Origin of the sequence: Planococcus chinensis (assembly GCF_020071995.1) — a bacterium.
Taxonomy (GTDB): Bacteria; Bacillota; Bacilli; order Bacillales_A; family Planococcaceae; genus Planococcus; species Planococcus chinensis_A.
On record NZ_JABWTK010000001.1, the window covers coordinates 267,252 to 286,719 of the forward strand.

Annotated in this window: 26 protein-coding genes; 20 read left to right on the top strand and 6 right to left on the bottom strand. The window is 41.1% G+C overall.

Going from position 1 to position 19,468, the window contains the following annotated elements:
• Positions 1 to 130: 130 nt before the first annotated feature.
• Together HU147_RS01355 and HU147_RS01360 are read left to right on the top strand one after the other, a co-directional pair.
• Positions 131 to 631 carry a site-2 protease family protein gene (locus HU147_RS01355; protein ID WP_224074859.1) on the top strand — a complete coding sequence of 167 codons (501 nt, stop codon included), beginning with the start codon at positions 131 to 133 and terminating at the stop codon, positions 629 to 631.
• A gap of 138 nt (positions 632 to 769) precedes the next feature.
• On the top strand, positions 770 to 952 hold the full coding sequence (locus HU147_RS01360; protein ID WP_224074528.1) for a hypothetical protein: 183 nt from the start codon (positions 770 to 772) through the stop codon (positions 950 to 952).
• Positions 953 to 1,231: 279 nt separating this feature from the next.
• On the opposite strand, the gene HU147_RS01365 is transcribed toward HU147_RS01360, so the two are convergent.
• Positions 1,232 to 1,429 carry a hypothetical protein gene (locus HU147_RS01365; protein WP_224074529.1) on the bottom strand — a complete coding sequence of 66 codons (198 nt, stop codon included), beginning with the start codon at positions 1,427 to 1,429 and terminating at the stop codon, positions 1,232 to 1,234.
• Positions 1,430 to 1,633: 204 nt separating this feature from the next.
• Between HU147_RS01365 and HU147_RS01370 the strand changes: the two genes are divergently transcribed.
• Positions 1,634 to 2,125 (top strand): hypothetical protein, encoded by a 492-nt coding sequence (locus HU147_RS01370; protein WP_224074530.1) that lies wholly within the window; start codon positions 1,634 to 1,636, stop codon positions 2,123 to 2,125.
• 83 nt (positions 2,126 to 2,208) lie between these two features.
• A complete protein-coding gene (locus tag HU147_RS01375; protein ID WP_224074531.1) occupies positions 2,209 to 2,427 on the top strand; it encodes a hypothetical protein in 219 nt (72 codons plus the stop codon).
• On the opposite strand, the gene HU147_RS01380 is transcribed toward HU147_RS01375, so the two are convergent.
• Positions 2,410 to 2,583, bottom strand: coding sequence for a hypothetical protein (locus HU147_RS01380; RefSeq protein WP_224074532.1), 174 nt, complete (start codon positions 2,581 to 2,583; stop codon positions 2,410 to 2,412). The two genes, HU147_RS01375 and HU147_RS01380, sit on opposite strands and share 18 nt — an antisense overlap.
• A gap of 125 nt (positions 2,584 to 2,708) precedes the next feature.
• Between HU147_RS01380 and HU147_RS01385 the strand changes: the two genes are divergently transcribed.
• From HU147_RS01385 to HU147_RS01405, 5 genes are all read left to right on the top strand, one after another.
• The gene (locus HU147_RS01385; RefSeq protein ID WP_224074533.1) at positions 2,709 to 3,437 is read left to right on the top strand and encodes a hypothetical protein; all 729 of its coding nucleotides are present in this window, start codon (positions 2,709 to 2,711) and stop codon (positions 3,435 to 3,437) included.
• Between the two features lie 64 nt (positions 3,438 to 3,501).
• Entirely contained in the window at positions 3,502 to 3,960 is a 459-nt protein-coding gene (locus HU147_RS01390) for an HIT family protein (RefSeq protein ID WP_224074534.1), read from the top strand.
• 81 nt (positions 3,961 to 4,041) lie between these two features.
• Positions 4,042 to 4,218 (top strand): Fe3+ hydroxamate ABC transporter substrate-binding protein, encoded by a 177-nt coding sequence (locus tag HU147_RS01395; protein WP_224074535.1) that lies wholly within the window; start codon positions 4,042 to 4,044, stop codon positions 4,216 to 4,218.
• Between the two features lie 142 nt (positions 4,219 to 4,360).
• Positions 4,361 to 4,816, top strand: a complete 456-nt coding sequence (locus tag HU147_RS01400; protein WP_224074860.1) for a YrvL family regulatory protein — start codon at positions 4,361 to 4,363, stop codon at positions 4,814 to 4,816.
• Between the two features lie 245 nt (positions 4,817 to 5,061).
• Entirely contained in the window at positions 5,062 to 5,403 is a 342-nt protein-coding gene (locus HU147_RS01405) for a hypothetical protein (RefSeq protein ID WP_224074536.1), read from the top strand.
• A 178-nt stretch (positions 5,404 to 5,581) separates the two neighbouring features.
• On the opposite strand, the gene HU147_RS01410 is transcribed toward HU147_RS01405, so the two are convergent.
• Together HU147_RS01410 and HU147_RS01415 are read right to left on the bottom strand one after the other, a co-directional pair.
• Positions 5,582 to 5,938, bottom strand: coding sequence for a hypothetical protein (locus HU147_RS01410; protein WP_224074537.1), 357 nt, complete (start codon positions 5,936 to 5,938; stop codon positions 5,582 to 5,584).
• Positions 5,939 to 6,049: 111 nt separating this feature from the next.
• Complete coding sequence (locus HU147_RS01415) at positions 6,050 to 6,265, bottom strand: hypothetical protein (RefSeq protein WP_224074538.1); 216 nt, start codon at positions 6,263 to 6,265, stop codon at positions 6,050 to 6,052.
• Positions 6,266 to 6,487: 222 nt separating this feature from the next.
• Here HU147_RS01415 and HU147_RS01420 point away from each other — a divergent pair, with 222 nt between their 5' ends.
• The 3 genes from HU147_RS01420 (at position 6,488) to HU147_RS01430 (ending at position 8,898) form a co-directional block, all read left to right on the top strand.
• Complete coding sequence (locus HU147_RS01420) at positions 6,488 to 7,027, top strand: dihydrofolate reductase family protein (RefSeq protein WP_224074539.1); 540 nt, start codon at positions 6,488 to 6,490, stop codon at positions 7,025 to 7,027.
• Between the two features lie 259 nt (positions 7,028 to 7,286).
• Positions 7,287 to 7,490 (top strand): hypothetical protein, encoded by a 204-nt coding sequence (locus HU147_RS01425; protein ID WP_224074540.1) that lies wholly within the window; start codon positions 7,287 to 7,289, stop codon positions 7,488 to 7,490.
• A 400-nt stretch (positions 7,491 to 7,890) separates the two neighbouring features.
• Entirely contained in the window at positions 7,891 to 8,898 is a 1,008-nt protein-coding gene (locus HU147_RS01430; protein WP_224074541.1) for a GNAT family N-acetyltransferase, read from the top strand.
• Positions 8,899 to 8,994: 96 nt separating this feature from the next.
• Here the strand turns inward: HU147_RS01430 and HU147_RS01435 are convergent, their stop codons facing one another.
• Positions 8,995 to 10,251, bottom strand: a complete 1,257-nt coding sequence (locus HU147_RS01435) for a helix-turn-helix domain-containing protein (RefSeq protein WP_224074542.1) — start codon at positions 10,249 to 10,251, stop codon at positions 8,995 to 8,997.
• Positions 10,252 to 10,458: 207 nt separating this feature from the next.
• Between HU147_RS01435 and HU147_RS01440 the strand changes: the two genes are divergently transcribed.
• From HU147_RS01440 to HU147_RS01470, 7 genes are all read left to right on the top strand, one after another.
• Positions 10,459 to 10,668 carry a mersacidin family lantibiotic gene (locus HU147_RS01440; protein ID WP_224074543.1) on the top strand — a complete coding sequence of 70 codons (210 nt, stop codon included), beginning with the start codon at positions 10,459 to 10,461 and terminating at the stop codon, positions 10,666 to 10,668.
• A 33-nt stretch (positions 10,669 to 10,701) separates the two neighbouring features.
• On the top strand, positions 10,702 to 10,917 hold the full coding sequence (locus HU147_RS01445; RefSeq protein WP_224074544.1) for a mersacidin family lantibiotic: 216 nt from the start codon (positions 10,702 to 10,704) through the stop codon (positions 10,915 to 10,917).
• A 117-nt stretch (positions 10,918 to 11,034) separates the two neighbouring features.
• Positions 11,035 to 14,184: a type 2 lanthipeptide synthetase LanM family protein gene (locus HU147_RS01450; RefSeq protein ID WP_224074545.1), complete on the top strand. Its 3,150-nt coding sequence runs from the start codon at positions 11,035 to 11,037 to the stop codon at positions 14,182 to 14,184.
• Positions 14,185 to 14,461: 277 nt separating this feature from the next.
• A complete protein-coding gene (locus tag HU147_RS01455; RefSeq protein ID WP_224074546.1) occupies positions 14,462 to 14,743 on the top strand; it encodes a response regulator transcription factor in 282 nt (93 codons plus the stop codon).
• A gap of 15 nt (positions 14,744 to 14,758) precedes the next feature.
• Positions 14,759 to 16,930: a peptidase domain-containing ABC transporter gene (locus HU147_RS01460; protein WP_224074547.1), complete on the top strand. Its 2,172-nt coding sequence runs from the start codon at positions 14,759 to 14,761 to the stop codon at positions 16,928 to 16,930.
• On the top strand, positions 16,914 to 18,368 hold the full coding sequence (locus HU147_RS01465) for a S8 family serine peptidase (RefSeq protein WP_224074548.1): 1,455 nt from the start codon (positions 16,914 to 16,916) through the stop codon (positions 18,366 to 18,368). Before HU147_RS01460 ends, HU147_RS01465 begins: the two co-directional genes overlap by 17 nt.
• A gap of 26 nt (positions 18,369 to 18,394) precedes the next feature.
• Positions 18,395 to 18,583, top strand: coding sequence for a hypothetical protein (locus HU147_RS01470; protein ID WP_224074549.1), 189 nt, complete (start codon positions 18,395 to 18,397; stop codon positions 18,581 to 18,583).
• Positions 18,584 to 18,632: 49 nt separating this feature from the next.
• Here the strand turns inward: HU147_RS01470 and HU147_RS01475 are convergent, their stop codons facing one another.
• On the bottom strand, positions 18,633 to 18,806 hold the full coding sequence (locus HU147_RS01475; protein WP_224074550.1) for a hypothetical protein: 174 nt from the start codon (positions 18,804 to 18,806) through the stop codon (positions 18,633 to 18,635).
• Positions 18,807 to 18,968: 162 nt separating this feature from the next.
• Between HU147_RS01475 and HU147_RS01480 the strand changes: the two genes are divergently transcribed.
• The gene (locus HU147_RS01480) at positions 18,969 to 19,421 is read left to right on the top strand and encodes a hypothetical protein (protein WP_224074551.1); all 453 of its coding nucleotides are present in this window, start codon (positions 18,969 to 18,971) and stop codon (positions 19,419 to 19,421) included.
• Positions 19,422 to 19,468 lie beyond the last annotated feature (47 nt).

Here is a 19,468-nt window from a genome sequence, read left to right on the forward strand (position 1 = left end):
TTCATGTTAATTGAATCTTTTATTTATTTCCAACGTAGTAAAGAAAAGGATTTTTTTAGCCTTATCATTTCCAGGGAATAAAACGAGGGGTGCAAGTGACTAAAAGGAAAACGGAGGGATCTTTTTGGGGATGTTATTAGAAGTAATGATGGTCTTCCTGATTATTTCAACGGCTCTCTTTATACACGAGATGGGCCATGCAATAGCAACAATTTTACGGAATAAAAAAGCGAAAGCGGAAATTTATATGGGTTCATCGAGCAAAGAGAAAAAACTGAAGCTGAAGCTTGGAAGAATTACCTGCTATTTAACCGTAGCGCTTTACGCTTTCTGTCAACCTATCAATTCAAAAGAGTTGCCGCCCCCTACCTATAAACAAAGACTGACGATGCTGATAGGCGGGCCGGTTGCTTCATTATTGGGATTTGCCGCCTTGTATTATATCTCTCATTTCTTCTCTGGGGTACCAGGCAATATCCTGATCAATCTTGCAGGAGCGAGTTTCTTCCTATTCGCAAGTCCGTTGATTCCCTTTACCTATCCTTCCTTTTTAGGCGGGGGGCCAAGTGATGGGCTGCAGATTTTGAATCTGGTAAAAGAGAATAGTCGACAGCGTAAAGCGGTTTTGTAGGAAGGCAATCTCTTACTGCGGAAGATAAGTGCTGAAAGAAAGTAAAACTCTTTTTATGATCTAGCAACTGCAGATCCAAAGGCACGGAATGAAAAAAAGCTCCGGCAATATCGAAGTGAAATTAGAGGAGGGAATAATGTGAAATCTATAATAGGGATGTATACCGTTCTGGTTCTCTTTATGGCCGTCAATTTTTTAAGCGTCTATGTATTCAACGACCAATACTCCGGCATTGCAACCTGGATTTGTTTGCTGCTATTTTTAGTAGGCACTGCTTTTTATGTGAATGCCCGCCATTATTTCGGAAAAAAGCCTCAATAATCTGAGGCTTTTTGCTGTTTTTATTTACTTTATTTAATTTCATTAGTCAGCACGAAATTCTGGATGAAAGAGATCATGCCGACTAAAAAAACAAGAAAGGTCGATAAAAAAACTTCCAGCCATGAAAAATCGATAGATCGAAACAGGGCAATAGCTAATAGACCAGTGATGAAATAAACAGGAATGAACTTTTTGGATAAAAGCAATTCATTCAAACCAAACAACTCCTTCCTATCAAAAGCAAGAAACCGATGAGCGCCAGGAAATCATGTACACTTATTACTTCCGGGTTTCTTCATCAGATTCTTTTTCCATTTTACGAGTGAACCAAAAAGCCACTCTTATAAAAGCGATAATAAATAACGCGCGGGAAAGGTTATATTGGAGATTTAATTGGTCTTCTTCCACGTAATCTAAACCTACTAAAAATGCAGCATAAACCAAGAAACCGATAAAATAGATAATCGTTTTTCGCACAAGCCTTACCTCCGTAATTGTACATAGATAAATCTCAAGGGTTATAAAAATATAAAACCAATGGAAATTTACCAAATAAAGGAAGTTTGAAGAAGTTTATAAGGAGTAAAGTTTTAACCTTGCTCTGAAGAATTTCAAACCAGCAGGTGGTTCTGTAACTTTTCACCCCATAATGTGTCCAATAGAAATAAAGGGGAACTTAAAATGAACTTTAAAATTTTATACATAAGCTTAATGGCCATTCTTATCCTGTGGAGTTGTTCACCAGAAAAAGAAGCCATCGAAATTGAAAACAGCAATCCTGACGAAGACTTAAACGCCGCTTCACAAAAACCGCCTTCTTTAACAGTAACAATTCATGAAGAAGAAATTGCTGCTGCTTTAGGTGCCTATACATGGAGTTATTTTGATCAAGAAGCAGGCGGCATGGTCGCTGTAGAAGCAGAGTCGCTGCCGCCTTCTAAATTGGCCGGTGGCCGAAAAGCTCCTGCAGTAAACTTAGCTACTTCCATTAAACTCAAATTTGAAGAAGAACCAATCTCCTACAAAGTGAACATATGGGACACTGCGGATAAGTTGAAAGGGTCGTTCAAAGAGGTGCAGCTTAACGGAGAAAGCGGAAGAACGGTCTATGAAGTGGTAGCGACTTGGGAACAGGGTGCTAGCCATTATGTTTTTCCTTTAAATGTGGAGTAGATTTCTTTCTACTCCTACATTCCTTGAGTTCATCTTTTCCATAGTCTACTATCAAAAGAATACATACGTTTAAGAAAGAGGTGATGCGTATCCCGAAACCAATAGGTCTCCTGATTCTTATTGCGGCTCTTGCAATTAATCTCATCTTCCAGACAACCGCAGCAACATACATATCATTAGCTCTTATTGCAATTGCCATACTGCTGGATATAATCTTGACAGAAAAAGAAAAACGGCTGGCACGGGTCATTTTATTTATTGTGGCATTCGTCCTGGCTTTCGTTTTATTGAATTTGTTCTGATAAATCATGCTGCTGCACTTGGAAGAAACGCTTGAACGAAAATGCCTTGCTTCTGAATTGAATCCTGATAATTTTGACCAGACGCCCGTTCTTTCCAAAAAGAACTGGCGTCTGGTCAATTTCACTCTGAACCCATTTGAACTTGTCTTCCTTCATCCAAAAAACTTCCCGGATAATGCATGAAAAAGAATCTAAAGGCGTTTGGCCTCTTTCGGTGAGAATGAAACCATCCAGGTTCTTCCACGTAATACAATTAGAAGGAAAAAGAAAGAGGTTTTAACATGAAAAAATGGATAGCGGCATTGGCTGTTCTTCTTGCAGTGGGCATTTATATGATATGGCCAAAAGCGAGTATTGAGAAACCGGTCGTAGTTTCTGCGCAGATGAATGAAACAAATAAAACTATAACGATTTCGTATATTACCATCAAAAAAGACGAGACCCGCTTGGAAGAAGCCGTAATTGACGGCAGAGGATTCTATCCAGCCGGAACGACTCGGGAGACCATCGAAACAAAAAGCCTTCTTGACCAAGATGGCTATCAATTGCGGGAAGACGTGATCCGGTTAACGGAGGAAGAACTTGATTACTTCGAGAAAATGTCTTGGCGTGCTCCGTCTGCCACGATTACGTATTCGGATTATGAACCGGTTGAAACGACGCTTATTGTCTTGAAAGAAGACGAAGCGGCGGAAGGCATCATGGATCAGCAAGGCATCCACTATGCATTTACGGCGCCGGAACCGATGGCCATCACCACCATCGGACATTACGATTCGGCGGCGTCGCTGGGCTATTCATACAAGGGCCAGGAACTGCCGTCTTCTATTGAATTGGAAGAGGGAGAAACTGTTGAGTTGAATTTTGATGGACCTTATCAACTCGCCAGCGATGACAAGCTTCTGGTGGATATTGAAACGATGGATGGAAAGCACCACACAAGGCATTTAGCGGAAACGATGGAAGTTCCGGAGGGCTACTTAAAACGAGTCGTTGCTGAGAATCCGTAAAAAGCCTTCTGGGCCAATTGTTTGTTGTTCAGTGTTGCAAATTTTTCTGCGGGGGGTTCATTAAATGGGAAATAATCAAGTACATAACGATGAAGAATGTCTGGGTTGTTCTTTAGCGAATGAAAAGTTGCCGGTGAATATAGTTTACGAAGATGACTTTGTCACGTGCATATTGGATCACGATCCGTTCAATGAAGGGCATACCTTGATATTGCCGAAAAAACATTTTCGCTATGTTGATGACTTTGATGCAGAAACAGCGGTTGCCGTCATGAACGCTGCTCAATTGCTTTCAAAAACGATTAAAAAATTATACAGCCCTTATGGAATAACGATTTGCCAAAACGGCGGAGGGGTAGATGAATTAACTCACTACCATATGCATGTCGTGCCAAGAGAGAAAAACCAATCGTTTAAAAGCTTTTTTAGTGACGAAGTCTGGGAAAATGAACACCTTAAGAATAAGATTTCCGTTACAAGAAGTGAAATGTCGAGGGCTCTTAGAGAACTGCAGGTGCTGTGAAGTATTTATAAGTGCAATCAAGTTATGCTTCAACTGCAGGTTTGTTTAAGGGACCGATTTTAAGAACAATAACTGGAGGCGATGATTTTGTTCAACGAAAAACCCCGATGCGCTTCATGCAATAAAGAAATTGAAGGGGACGAAGTCGTCTTCATTAAAATGAGCTACCCCAAAAGAAAAGGATTTACCGAAATTAAAGCCTACTTAAAGAACGAAGGGGAATTCATTTGTGAAAACTGTTTTAAGAAAAAAGAATGATAGTAATTTCTTATGTTTCTTTAGCATGGAACTCCAAGGATAGCCAAACGAATAACTTGAGAACTTGCACTAATGATTTACGGTTCTTGATCATCGAGGCATAAGCAGGCGGGGGGCGTTATAAATAAAGAAGTTCATTCCGATCGCCGTCAGCGCAGGTATTGTCCTCGCAATAGTGATGGCAATTACATTTTTTGAATACGTATTTTTAAGGCTTCTTGGTTTTCACTATGACTCTATTGGCGCTTTAGTGCTTTTCTTTGTTGTATATCTTTTCTTGGAATTGCCTCTTTCGCTCATTACAAATGCGATACCCCGGGCGTTAAAATCGCTTGATATGATAAATTCCAGCAAAGGTTGGCCGGCATTTGTTTTGCAGACAGGTTCCACCTTCGGATTAGTCGCATTACTTGACCACTTCATGGCAGGTATTTCAATCAGTTGGCAAGGTGCATTAATCTTCGCTTTGTGTTCCGGATCGATCAATATGAAAGTGAGAGAAGAAGAACTAGAACCTCCAGCGGCTGACAGTGACGAATTTGACGAACTCGAAAAGAAATTCAACTCCAAAAACCATAAGAAAAGAGCGCGATTTTGAAATTTGAAGAAGGAGGAATTGAATATGTCCAATAGTTTTATGATTATTTTAGCTATAGTATCCACAGTAATATGGATTGCAGTTTCCAAAGAAGCTGTAAAACCTGCAAAAGAGATCAATCGCTTGAAAATAATCACCTTATTATCTGCGGGATCTGTGTCAGCGTTCGTTATTACTATTACACTTTTTCAAAGCCTGTCGTTTTAGTTTTATGACGGATATTGATTGAACGGGAGGGACGGTAATTGAATATAGATACGGATGGGCTCGTAACATTCATCATTATGTGGGGGACACCGCTTGTCATGATGAGCTGGGCTTACTGGAAAATGAGTGCAGAGGATAAAGCGGATGTGCGGAGTGATTTCAGCTCATGGCGGTTCATCTCCACGATCGGCTTTATCTCAGCCGGCACGCTCCTAATGCAAGTGGCATCATTGTTTGGTATAGATATAATCAAAATAAGCGGGATAAGTTTATTGGTTCTTGGCGGCATATTTAACACGTTTAATCAGTGGAAAGACAGCAAAATGAAAAGTATGATTGTCATTGCTCTATTGTCGTTTGTGATTTTCATCAATCTATAGAATACATAGGATGTAAAGGCGAGGAATGGACGCCGCAGTGGACGGGGAAGAATACGTCAGCTTTGCCCCGGAACAGGAGCTGACGATAAATGATGTGAACTAATATTGCCTGTTATGAAGACGGCACCAGAATTGTCAGTTGTATCTAACAATTCTGGTGCCGCAAAAATATATCAATCTACGAGAGGTTCTCATTACTTGTTTGGTTATATAAATCTTTATACTCAATAACCATCAATGTGTACACAAAGACCGGAATTAAAAAGTCGCGGCTATTAGCCGGGGTGTTTACTGTACTATTATCAAATAAAATACTTCCAATCAATGCGGCCATAATGACTGCATTTAATAAGACAAACGCCACTTTGTGAGCGGCAAAATAATCTTTTTTGATTTCGACCATTAAAATTGTCAGGACAAAAACAACTGAAACGATGCGAGTGGCAAATAAGAATTCGTATTGAAGAAAAAAAGTGGCAAATAAAAATACGAGAACTGCAAATTTTATCAGGATGGAAAAGTTTATTTTTTTCATAGAACACCCCTAGAGTATACGGATAACAGTCCGTTAATCCTGAATGATAAAAAGGGTGGCAAGAACCTTTCAACATTCAAATGACTACCGGTAGTTTTCGATTAAATCGATTTATGCTTCTTCTCTGCCTTCGCTTTTTCTGTAGCGTGTGTTTTTGATCCTCCACAGCAAAAGAAGCGTCATCAAAATGTAGAATCCTGTAGCAATCATGAAAAAGCCTGTATTTTGAGAATAGGAAAAGGTGTCACTGGTGAAGAAAACGATAAAATAAACAATCCATAATCCTGCAATTCGCAGAATCTGGTTGGAGGCATTAGATTTAAACATGTCTTCATTCCTTTCGGGAGGAGAAAAATTAATCTGATACTATATATACCGTTTTTAACTGTAATGGTTTCATTTTTTTGGAAATAACTTAGTTGCTAATAGCTGTATTGAAAGCAGGAAAAACCGGCTGCGGCAAGGAATCTACTAGCAAGAAATAAACCAAGATGCTGCTGTTAGCGGGCTGCACAATCCAAATTAACCGGAGAAAAGGGAGGAAACAATGTGGCAAAGGTCTGTTTTGGAATGATCATGTCGCTCGATGGATATGTCAACGACCGTGAGGGGGGAATGGACAAGCTGTATGCCAGTTTTGAGCCGAACGAGGAAATCAACGACATGATGGCAAGGACCGGAGCGGTCATATTAGGTCGCCGTACGTTTGATTTGGGAGATGCGGATTCCTACGCCGCGGACTATGAGTTTCAGGTGCCGATTTTTGTAGTGACGCACCATCCGCCGGCTAAGCATCCAAAAGAAAACGAACAGTTGACGTTCACCTTTGTCACTGATGGCGTTGAAAGCGCGGTCCGGCAAGCAAAGGAAGCGGCGGGGGAAAAAGATGTGCTGATTCTTGGGGCGGATGTTTTCCGGCAGGCACTCAAAGCAGGGCTGGTGGAGGAGCTGCAGATGGCAATTGCCCCGATTATTCTTGGAAAAGGGCTCCGTTTGTTTGAACAGTTGGAAGACCTTGAAATCGATTTGGAAAAAATCCGTACCATTGAGACCGGCAAGCAAGTGGAGATTTGGTACAAGGTGCTCTGATAATGGGCAACAGAAAGTAAAAGGCCGTGCTGCAAATTCGACATTTGCAGCACGGCCTTTTACTATAGCGGGCTGGTTTTCAGTTTTTTACTAAAGCACTCGTTTGCTGGGGGCTAATCAGATTAAACTCCTGACGGCAACTTATCAGGAAAGATAAACAATTAAAACAACCAAATGCACAGCCGAAGTTATAAATGGCCCCAACGTTTCAAATTTATCCCCGATTTTAATCCCGATCCATCCATCCAAAAACTGTACTATGATCATTGCTGCAGCCGTGATGCTTACTAGCTCCTTTGAAAGGATAAAGAAAGGCACGATGGAAATACATACTAAAGCAAAGCTGCGTACAGTTACATATAAAGCCGTAATTTTGCCTTCTCCTTCACTTTTTCTAACCGTTAAAACAGAAAAATACAAACTGATTGACGCACTAATTAAAGTTATAGCCGCACAAATGTAATATATGAGCTGCCTCCTTTAACTTTTGTCATCAAGCAAATAAAAAAACATTTTTATTAATATTATATGTTTATTGGTAATTTTTTATTAATTAATAAATCGATTACAAGTGCTCAATTAAGGCTCCCGGTAAATTGAATGAGCCCCCTTCAGGTGTCTAGTTAGAGTAACCAGAATGATGAATATTGCGATGATAACCACCTAGCCAAAAAAGTTTGCTGGATAAATCTTGCAAGAAAATCTTGTGCGATAAAATAAAATTTATTTTAAAAACTTTAAAACGTCCTCCGAATTTCACCTGATTTTCACTTAACTTTTGTACCATATGGAATATAGACAAGTCTCCTAAGCTGGAGATGCAGGAGAGGCCGTTCATTTATAGAGAAAAGGGGTGCATTGGGATGCAGGATATCTATTTTGAGGAAAAGTATGGACGGTTGTTTGAAAAAATCGAAAAAGGGATTTTTCAGGTTTTTACCTTCCAGCATATGTACGGAACCGTAAAGCATTCGTTCATCATGCGTGAAATCCCGCTGCCGGTTGACGGCGAAACGTACTATGATCTGGTGACGCCTTACGGTTATGGCGGACCGCAAATCCTGCATTGTGAAGAGGGGCGGAAGGCGGAGTTGGTTGGAGCGTTTGAAGCCGCGTTCCAGGAGTACTGCACTGAGCGTCGGATCGTCAGTGAATTTATCCGGTTCCATCCCGTGCTGAACAATGCGGAAGATTTTCTGGCCTGCTACGATGTCACGCACCTTCGCGATACGGTTGGCACAAACCTGAAGGATTGTGACCAGCCGGTGGAAGTGGAATTCTCAAAATCGGCCCGGAAAAACATCCGCCAGGCTTTAAAAGCAGGAGTGGAATACCGCGTGACCCGAAACCCAAGCGACTTGAGTGAATTCAAGAACATCTACTGTGCCACGATGGAGCGCAATCATGCCGATACGTATTACTTTTTCGGAGATGTGTATTTCGATCAGCTGCTTACGCTGTTAGGCGAAAATGTGCTGCTCGTCGAAGTGCTGTACGAAGGGCGCGTCATCGGCGCCGGCTTAAACTTCGTCTATAAAAATCTGGCACACACACATTTATCGGGAACTTTGTCGGAATTCAATTGCTTCTCGCCGGCCTCGATTCTGAACTATGCCTTGACGCTTTGGGCAAAAGAACATGGCATCGACGTCATCCACGGCGGCGGCGGAAGAACGAACAGCGCGGATGACAATCTGTTGGTATTCAAAAAGCAATTCGGCAGACAGACCGCCTTTAAATTCTACACAGGACGCAAAATCTGGAACGGCACCGTGTACCAAAAATTGTGTGCGGAGCTCGATATACAGGAAGAGACGGAATTTTTCCCGGCTTATCGCTCAAAGTCGATGGATTTATATGAGCGGGTTTAAGGGGAACACCATACAGAACAAAAAAGAAGCACTCCGGAAGCTAGGTTGAAACCTAACTTCCGGGGTGCTTTTTGATTGTGGTTTGCAGGAGGCAATTCAGCGAAGAAGCGCAATTTGATAATACTTGGCTGCCATCTTATAGGCGCGGGCCTCATGATAATGCTCGGCGAGTTCGATGCTGATTTCTTTGACGAGCAATGGGTAATTTCCTTCCTGAGCCAGCTGGACCGCTTGTTGGAGTTCCTTTTCGTAGGCAGGAAAATCAAATCGAGCCTTATAAATGTGAGAGCGCAAGTGCAAAAGTTTAATATGTGTATTGGGCAGTGTAAACAATGTGGTTAAACGGAAGCCTCTATTTATATAATTATTAGCTTCTTCCCAATTTTTTCTTTCAATATGTATTTCCGCTAAAGCCATAATGGCATAAATGGTTTGTTTTTCTTCATTTTGATCCATGTCATATTTGATGCTGTTTACAAAATGTTCAACGGCTTGATCAAAATTTCCGAGTTTTTGGTAAGTCCTTCCGTAGTTGTATTCTATAATCGGCGCATAATAATGCTTATTAAACCCTTCAGAGAACTGTGAAAGTTCATCCAGACTTTTTAACGCGTCATCGTATAATTCATTGCGATGATATTGGATAGATAATTGAACCAGAGAATTTCCAATTCCGACATTGAAGTTATGGTCCTTAAAAATCTGTAATGCTTTTTTTGTATAAATCCTTGCAAGCTCTAAATCTTCGTCACTTTTTGTTCGGACTTGTGCCAAGTTCAAATAAGCTTTTCCAGCCCGCAGCGAAGTTTCTTCATGCTGTAAAGAGTCGAGGTGAAGACCCGCATAGAATAAGGCTTCTGAATATTTTTTATTGATATAGAAGTAAGTAAAAAGGGCATGAAAGTAATAAGAAATTTCGTTTTCATCTGTGGTATGAGCAGATGAAATAATATTTTTTGCCTGTTCGACTAAATTATGCGCTTCTTCCATATCGTATTTGGTGTAATAAGAAATTAATACATAGTAGATTTTGATTAAAGTGGAAGTTGAATGGCTTTCTCTTGTATGGAGTTTTAATAAAGCAAGGTCCTGGGAATCGATTTTCTCGGTCTGAATATAAGTTTCATAAATCCTATAGATGTCCGGTTCAACGTTTTTCATATTCATGTTGAGCAAAAATTCCGGATCCACTTCCATCACTTTGGCAACCTTTATAATAAACGAATACGAAGGTTTTGCTTTGCCGCTCTCAATTTTACTTATATACGTATTAGAACAAATCCCCTTGATTAACTCAGTTTGAGTGAGTCCTTTATGTATTCTGACCTGACGTATTCTTTCACCTATTTCCATTCTCTCACCCTTTTCGTCTCAATCTTATTTCAAATGTATCCTTAGCCAGCCGGTCATATGGATGAAACATCAATATATTTACAAGTTTATACAATTAAATCTCATTATACAATATTTTGCAATTTTGCGTAGTGTTAGAAAATTCTAGCGCATAATAATATGAGTATAGCAAGACCATAACAATAAAAAAAAGAGGAGATGACATCCATGTCGAGAGAAGAAAAAATCAACGCATTGAAAAATCCTGAAATCCGCAATCATGAAATTGAAAATCCGGTAGGCAAAACAATGAATGAGCTTTCAAGTGAAGAATTAGCTGGAATTCAAGGAGCTTCCGATGTAAACGCGGAAACAACGCCATTATGTATTGCCGCATCAATTGGCGCCACTATTATCTTTTCAATGAGAAACTGCTGATCAAATTAAAACTAAAAAAATGGAGGAATTAAAATGACTAAACAACAAATTATCGATGCATGGAAAAACCCTGAAATTCGTGATGGTATTGAAAAAGTGACGCCTCATCCATCTGGAAAAGCCTTTAACGAATTGACTATGGAAGAGCTGGCAGAAGTACAAGGCGCGTCAGATGTAGCACCTGAAACGACACCAGCTTGTATCGCAGCATTTGCGACGGGCATGCTCTTCTCAATCAAATATTGCTGATCAACTTTAATAGTGGAGGACATTCCTCCACTATTATTTTTAGGAATAGTGAATTTGAGAATATTTATGATTATTCGTATATATTCTCAAATTTATCATTGAAAAGGAGTGGAAGAGATGGAGAAAGTATTGAACCAGACAAATCACAGAGAATATATCCATGCCCTATTTAGTCACGAGAGAAGCCGTTTTTTAAAAGAGGAAGGAATTGATCCTGCTCCGGTTATAAACAAATGGAGAAATCGGCTTTCAATGGCTTCTGATGACATTTTCCAATCAAAATTAACGGTCTCGGGCCTTTCCGAACAACGCTTTGCTGAAATGGTTACACCTCTGAATGAAAAAAAATTAGGTGAAAAAGAAATTCAAGAAATGACAGCTTTCCTAAAATCAGAAATGAATTTAGATCTTGTGGTAGAAGGACTGAATCTTTCTAAAGGAAAAGAAAAAATGAAAGAACAGCTCGACTTAGGCTTATTTATTCACCCATTCCTATCGTATATCTCCAATCGGCTGGATGTGATGTTGAATGGGCTTTCTGGCAAACAACAGGCGAATATCGCGAAGATTAAAGAAACGCTGATGTTTGCGATCGGCAGCCAATTGATCACCCAAGCGTCCAGGTCCATTGTTTTGGAAATGCACATTTCCAAATTGAAAGATGAACTTTATGGTTCGACAGCTGAAGAACGATTCCAGTCATTCATTAGAGAGAAAGCGTTGAATTCCTCTGAGTTGATAAAGTTTTATGAAGAGTATGCGGTGCTGACGAGAATCCTTATTTTGCGGAGCGAGTTTTTTCTTGAGAATGTAAAGCTTACTCTCGAAAGATATATGAATGATTTCAACTCATTGACCGAGATGTTTAGTTTAGAGAACCTGGTGTTGGATTCCATTGAATTTGGTCTGGGCGATACCCACCAGAAAGGCAAGACGGTCGGAAAGTTTGTTTTTCAAAACGGAAAAACAATCATCTATAAACCTAAAGGGCTCTCCATCTCATTAAAATATCACGACTTGCTGAATTGGATTGCCGAAAGAGTGGAATTCCCCACATTATCTCCCTATAAAATTCTGGATTGTGGTACACATGGTTGGGAAGAGTGCGTCTTGTACAGCAGCTGCCTTACGCAGCAAGAAGTGAAACACTACTATCAGCGGTTCGGTGTTCTTCTGGGATTGATGCACTCGATCAAAGGGGCCGACTTCCACCTGGAAAATATTATAGCAGGCGGCGACACGCCGTATATCATTGACCATGAAACTTTATTTCATCAAAGTCCAAAATTGGATTTTCCGGATTCCGTCGAAGTGGACTTGAAGTATGAACAGGCTGATTCTGTAGTGGGCACCGGATTGCTTCCTATTGCTATGTTTAAGAATGCAGAAGGAAAAGGCATTGATCTCAGTGCCCTTAATGGGAAAGAGCAGGAGCTGCCTTTTAAAGTGCTGAAACTTGAAAATTCCATGACGGATGACATGAAATTTTCCATGCAGTCTGAGCGGTTCCGGGGTGCCAATAATCTTCCTGCTTTGAATGGAGAAGGAATCGATGCGGGAGACTATTTAGAGGATATTTTAACCGGGTTTGAAAACATCTTTAATTTCTTTATTGACCATAAAGAAGAACTGCTAAGCACCAAAGGGCCGCTTGAAGCGTTTCGACATGAGAAAATCCGTGTGGTAGCCAGAGCCACTCAGCAGTACTTCAATTTCCTTAATGAATCCAGCCATCCCGATTATATGAGAGATGCATTGTATTTGGAAAATCTATACGATCGCTTATGGTTCTATCCTTATAAGGACAAGCGCATCATCCATCATGAGATTTTGGATTTAATGGCAGGAGATATTCCTTTTTTTAACTCGCTAGTTGATTCAAGAAATCTATATTCGAGTACCGGAGCGAAAATCGACGATGTATTTGCGCAAAGCGGGTATGACTTAGTGGTTGATCGAATTCAAAGATATGATCAAGAAGAACTTCAAACGCAGCTGGGATGGATTCGAACTTCGCTTGTCGGCACAAAAAAAGAAGAGGTGCATCCTCAAGAAGAAAAGTGGAACAACAAACCCGTGCCAACTGACGTGGACCGGTTGTTTGTAAAGGAAGCCCAATCGATTGGAGACGAAATTCTGAGTAAGCTCCGCTATTCGAAGAAAAAAGACAAAGCTTCTCTTCTGTGCTTAACGCCGACAGGTGAAGGGAATTGGTCTGTAGCGCCTGCCCTGCAAGGACTTTACGATGGCCTTGGCGGTATGTCTCTCTTTTTCCAATACTTATGGAAAGAAACAGGGGAAGAGCGTTATAAACTGGCTGCAGAAGCCACATTGGAGTCAGCGGTGGCGCCAATGGTTGAAAACCAGGGATTGGTTTCTTCATTCACCGGATCCGCTTCTCTGCTATATCCGATTTTGCATTTCCATAAAAACTTCGGCAGCAACGAATACGATTGGAAAATCGAAGAAATCAAAGAAAAGTTGAAGCAAAATGTCCAAAAGGACGAAGTTTTTGATTTCCTGGGCGGAGCTGCAGGCATTTGCCATTTGTTAATGAATGCCTATGAATGGACAAGTGACCGTGAGTATCTGGAAATAGCTGAACTGTACGGTGATCATTTGTTGGCAAACCGCCATGCTCCAGCTCCGGACCAAGCAGCTTGGGCATCCGGGGAATCCGGCAATTATTTAGGCGGCTTTTCACATGGCACAAGCGGAATAGCCCAAAGCCTCTTTAGGTTAGCCCACCTGACCGGAAAACAGCCTTACCAAGAAACCGCCGAAAAAGCTCTGCGTTTTGATCAATCGCTTTTTAATGTTGAAAAAGGGGCCTGGAAGGATAACCGCAGCACTGAAAATCAGTATGTCCATCAGTGGTGCCATGGCTCCATGGGGATTGGGTTAAGCAGGATTGTGATGTCTGAATACACAGCCGCTCCATCACTGGAGGGGGAGATAAACCAAGCGATTCAAAATCTTCGGAAGCATGGCTATAAGCGTTCGGACTCTTTATGCCATGGAAACTTTGGAGATACAGAGCTGTTTTTGCAAGCAGTAAAACACTTCCGGAAAGCCGATTTTTTAGAAGAAGCGAAACGGAGAGGATACAATCACGTGCTGCAAAAAGAAGCACGCGGCTATTATCAAGTAGACGGGCCAAAAGGATTTATCCAGCCCAGCTTATTTACCGGCCTGGCTGGGATCGGCCTGCAGTTATTGAGGCTGTCGAATCCCGAAGAAGTACCGCCAGTCTTATTATTGGGTTAAATAATTGAAAGAGTATAAGCGCAGTTCAGTCGAGGGGATCCGTCCATGATCCCTATTGATTGAACTGCTTTTTATATGGAAGAAAGATGCTAAAGGCGCTTAGATTCCCGCCTTCTTAAAAAATCCATATAAAGGGAATTTGGTTAAAAGGGTAGGTTTTATACCGCTTTTTTTCGCAGTGTACTTCCTGTTTTTTTACCTATTCTATTCACCTATCGCCTTTCTTTATAGTTAACTTAACAAATAAATTCATTTATTAATGGGGGGACACAATCGGATGGAGATTAAGCAATTAAGTAACAGAGAACGTGAAGTTGCTGTCTTAGTCGCTAAAGGAAAAAAGGACGTGGAGATAGCAAAGCTGCTATTTATCAGCCGCAGAAGAGTAGGGGAATTGATTTTTAACATTAAAGAAAAGTGGGAGATTACTTCACGAGTTGAAATTGGAATTGGTGTTTATTATTTCGGCTGGCTTCATGCCCAGGAAGAACGTTCTATAGATCAAACTTCGAGGCCTCCCTTTTATACAATAAACCATTTTAAAGAAGTTCAAGTTTAGAAAGGGGAGGGATATATGGCTAGTAAAGTACCCTTCATCGAACAAATGGAACATAGTGAGTGCGGGCTTGCAAGCCTGGCCATGGTATTTGCGTTCCATGGAAAATACGTTTCGCTGGCTGAATTGCGAGAAAACTTTGGAGTGCCTAAAGGCGGAACTTCCTTGTATCAGCTGATGCTGATCGGGAAGCATTACGATTTAGACGTGAAAGGGTTTAAAGCTGCCAAAGAAGCTCTTATGGACATGACGCTCCCGGCAATTATCCATTGGGAAAATAAGCACTATGTTGTATTGGAATCCATTTCAAGAAAACACATTGTGGTGGTGGATCCAGCTTTAGGCAGAAGAAAAATCCGCCATGAAGAGTTCGATGAAAAATATACAGGCTTTGCTCTTTGTTTAACGCCAACGGAACAGTTTGTTAAAGGCAAGGGACCTTCGCATATCAAATTCTTTTTATCCTTTGCACTGAAAAAACCGAAATTGATTTTCTTGATTCTGTTCGGCTCTTTGGTTTTGCAGCTTTTCACCCTTGTAGTGCCATGGATGACTACTTGGATCACTGATAATATCATTGTGCCGAAAAATGGCGATGCAATGAGTTCGATCGGTATTGGCTTGTTCGTGTTATTTATCAGTTTTCAAATTCTTTCATGGTTCAGAGGTTTCCTGGTTGCTAAACTGCAAACCAGCATCGACAAATCACTGATGGAAACGTTTATCGGAAAACTGCTGACTTTGCCTTATAACTTCTTTGAAAATCGTTCGGTAGGTGAATTGCTGTTTCGCGCTAATTCCAATGTATATATCAGGCAAATCCTATCCACAAAGGTTATTTCTTTTTTGATAGATGGTATTTTGGTCTTCACGTATTTAGCGATCATGTTTCAATATTCAATCCAAATGACGACAACGGTGCTTTTAATCGGGATTACAGTGTTTGCTTTATTGGTGACCAGTACAAAAGTTTCGAGGAAATTATCGGATCAGGATGTTTCGGCCCAATCAAAAGTGCAGAGAATCCTATCGGAAAGCATCAATGGAATCAGTGATATTAAAGTGATGGGCCTGGAGAACATGGTGTTTTCTGAATGGAAAGGCCTTTTCCACAGTCAATTGAAAACAGCGGAAAAACGCTCGATCTGGGTAGCATCCATTAATACCGTTGCTTCTTCTGTCCAGTTCATCCTTCCTGTTTTTCTGCTGTGGTACAGCAGTTCAGCCATTCTTGCAGGAACGATGACCTTAGGCACTGTGCTGGGTTTTAATGCTTTAGCAATGGCTTTCATTACACCTATTATCTCTATTGGCAATGGATACGGCGAGCTGACTTATTTAGGATCCTATCTCCAGCGCCTATATGACGTCATGCAAGCCAAATCAGAAGTTGAAGATCAGAAAAACGAAGCATTGAAAATTCAAAACCCTGTCCTAAAAGGAGACATTGAGTTTGAAAATGTGTTTTTCCGGCATAATCACTTTAGTGAAATGGCCATCAAAGATGTCTCGTTTAAAATTTCTGCGGGAGAAAAAGTGGCGATTGTCGGATCTTCCGGATCTGGAAAAAGTACGGTTGTTAAATTGCTGTTAGGGCTCTATACCCCTACAGCAGGAAAGATTAAATTTGATGGAAAAGAAAGCAGCATGATGAATATTGCGGCTTTGCGCAAATCCATGGGCGTTGTATTTCAGGAAGCCCGGCTCTTTAATAAGACAATCGCTGAAAATATCAGGGCGCAAAGAACCCATGTTGAAAAGAAAAATGTAATTGTGGCCGCCCAAAAAGCCAATATTTACAAAGAAATCATGGATTTGCCCTTGAACTTTGACACGACGGTTTCTGAGTTCGGAGCGAACTTTTCCGGTGGCCAAAGGCAGCGCCTATTGATTGCACGGGGATTGGCCGCCGATCCGCCGATTCTGATTCTGGATGAAGCGACCAGCGCATTAGACACCTTATCAGAAAGTGTTATCGATCGTGAGCTCAACTATATGTCATGCACCCGGGTTGTCATTGCCCACCGGCTAAGTACAGTTCAAAATGCAGACAAAATCATCGTTATGGATAATGGCCAAATCGTGGAAATCGGCAATCACGAAGAATTAACGAAAGAAAAAGGATATTACTACAATCTGTGTAAAGCCCAGACTTTGATAGGAGAGTTGAAAAATGAACGTTCAGCATAAATTGCCAAAAGCACTGGCAGGAATTTTGGCTTTAAGTGTCAGCATGAGCTGTTTAACGCCTTCTGCCCAGGCTGCCGGATTCCCTAAACTACCGGTTCAAGCGGAAGAAGAAGCGAAAATGATTTATCTGTTTCAAGAAGGTACAAATCTGCGGATGATTGCTGAAGATATCCAAGGAATCGATCCCGGTGCGTCAATCGATGCGGTCCAAGAAATTGAAACCTTGACGGTAAAAGCTTCCAATCCCGCTCAAAGCAAGAAAATCAAGAAGCATGTTCAAAATGAATTCGGAACGCTGATTACGGAAAAAGGGGAAGACCAGACCGTTAAAGCGGGGGATGTCCGGCCAAGCAGTATGCCGCCTGTTTCAACTTTAACGTCGCTGGCTGCCGTTTCCGCTTCTCAAGACATGGAGAATGAAGAAGATTCCACTTATACAAAATGGCTATGGGATATTGAACTCGTCACTCAAAATGGAGCAAGCCGGGATATAGAAAGCGGAAACCACGGCGTAAAAGTCGGGATTGTAGACAGTGGCGTGGATTTCAATCATCCGGATTTAAAGGCGAATATTGTTTCGAAGGGCCGATCCTTCGTTGATGGAGTGGCAGATACGCAGGATTATATGGGACATGGCACGATGGTAGCAGGTTCGATTGCTGCCAACGGCCATATAAAAGGGATTGCCCCGGAAATCGGAATAGTTCCCTATAAAGTGTTCCACACTGGAAATGCCGATTCAAGCGACGTTATTGAAGCCATTGTAGCGGCTGCGAACGACGACATGGACGTGATTAACTTAAGCTTAGGTGTTTACAAATCCTTAAAGAACAAGGACGAAAAAGCTGTTTATGAAGCATACAAACGTGCATTGAAATATGCAGAAAAAGAAAATAGCTTTGTCGTTGCATCTTCAGGTACGGAAAGTGCCGGATACGATATTTTCAACGCGAAAAAACTGGCAGCTGCCCGAGGGTTCTCGAAAGATGCTCAGCTCCACATGCCCGGGGGGCTAGATGACGTGTTTACAGTAGCTGCAACCAACAAAGACAATGCGTTAACTTTTTACTCTAACTATGGAAAGAATGTATCAATTGGTGCGCCAGGAGGGGATTACGGCCCTCTTGCCGATCAGGGTCTCTATGATGTCAGGCATATGACCCTTACGACTTATCCGACTAATTTGATGCAGTCAATAACAAGCGAGTACGCCGGATTTGAAAAAGGCTATGAATTCATGACCGGCACTTCTTTAGCAGCACCTAAAGTTTCGGCAACAGCGGCCCTTGTAATTGCTGAATATGAAGAAATGCATGGGAAAAAACCTAAAGTCCATGAAGTTAAAAAAATCCTCGAAAAAGGTGCTCTGAAGGGCGACAAAAAGAGCTTTGGAGCAGGAATCGTCAATGCCTACAACTCTCTTGCCTTGATTAAATAAATGAAGAAGTAAAAGGAGGAAGCAAAATGAAGAATAATTTACTTGGTTTTCTGCGAAAGAAAGAAACTTCACTGAAAACGGATCATCATTTAGTTGAACTATCCAATGAAGAAATGATGGGAGTGGAAGGGGCGTCAAGTGAATATTTAGCTCATTTCTATGAGCAGGATAAAATCAAAGGCTTGTTCGATCCCATTTACCAAAAAGTATTGTAAAAAAGAAGCCATTCAGCAATTTCACTGAATGGCTTCTGATAAAAACCTATTAAACAGTATCGTTTTCTCGATCCAATAGATCTATTATGATAGGAACATTTAGTTCACTGACTTCAGTAGAAGTTCCAATGTTGATCTCAGTAGGTTGGGAAGCAGTGGCAGAATAATCAGCGGCAGCAGCAAGAGAAGCGATGATTGTAAGAGAAACAAGTAATTTTTTCATTAGTATTAATCCCCTTTTTGTTTAAGTATTTTTTCTTGTATTCATCATAAGACGGAAGCTTAGTTGAAAATAATTAGTAAAATTAGCTCTTTTATTTCGTCTGAAAACTTATATTTAAACAAGTTTTTTTACCCAAAAACTTTAATTTCTGCATAACTTAGAATGAAAATGAGAAAGGAGAACAAAATGGAAATTGCTTACCCGTTTACGATTTACAAAAATGCGGAAGAGGACTTGTTGGCAGCCGGAAGCAAGCCCTTAATCCACGTGAATACACTTGCCCAGATCTGCTTCCGCGCTTTTTCACAGGCGCCGGATTTTCCAAAACCCGAAATTGTCATCCTGGATCATCAAGCCGTGGAAGGCATCAGCCAGCCGGGCCGGTTCGAACTGGATTTTGATCACAATTACTTTAAAAAAACTGGGGAAATCGGTTCAGAGCTGGCAAAAGAAAAAAGATTTCGGTTGGGTCTTTCGCATGAAAAGAACACCGATGAAAAGCAAGTGCTTGAAAGCTACGAAAAGGCGGTTCTGCTGCACGGGGAGCTGTCAATTGTCTTCGAAAACAGGCAAGTGAATTCAAAAGAAACGGCCATTCAGTGGATTACAGACTAAGGAGATGAGTTGGATGAACAAGTTATGGCAATACGCATTGTGTGTAC